The organism is Listeria sp. SHR_NRA_18 (assembly GCF_003856515.1).
In the GTDB taxonomy this organism is placed as follows: domain Bacteria; phylum Bacillota; class Bacilli; order Lactobacillales; family Listeriaceae; genus Listeria_A; species Listeria_A newyorkensis.
Genome location: NZ_QPKR01000052.1, coordinates 1 through 503, shown reverse-complemented (window position 1 = coordinate 503; position 503 = coordinate 1). Strand labels below are relative to the sequence as shown.

Here is a 503-nt window from a genome sequence, read left to right as displayed (position 1 = left end):
AGTTAGACGTGCTGCGTTGGCTGTTGGACGATGATTACGTTTCGGTACAGGTGGTGTTCCCACGCAAGAGTAGTAAAGCCCTGCCACATTTGAGAGATCCGCAAATTGTGTTGATGGAAACGGCCAAGGGCACCCGTATTGACGTTGAAATCTTTGTTAACTGCCAATACGGCTACGACATTCAGTGTGAGGTGGTGGGGGAAACCGGCATCGCCAAGCTGCCAGAACCTTCCGCGGTGCAAATGCGCAGCGGTGCCAAACTGTCCACCGAGATCCTGGTTGACTGGAAAGACCGCTTTATCGGTGCTTATGACGTTGAGCTGCAAGCCTTTATCAATGACGTCCTGGCCGGCAAGCTCACCGGGCCTTCTGCTTGGGATGGCTTTGCGGCTGCGGTGGCGGCAGATGCCTGTATCGCCGCGCAGAACAGCGGTGAAGTGGTGCCAGTGACCTTGCCCGCTCGCCCTGGCTCCTATGGCTAATAAGCCCGTAGCTACCGCATT

Annotated in this window: 1 protein-coding gene; it reads left to right on the top strand. The window is 55.9% G+C overall.

What is annotated here, in order from left to right; translation table 11 throughout:
- Positions 1-482: Gfo/Idh/MocA family oxidoreductase (locus DUK53_RS17095; RefSeq protein ID WP_236637332.1), on the top strand; the 482-nt coding region annotated here is incomplete at its 5' end.
- Positions 483-503: the final 21 nt, after the last annotated feature.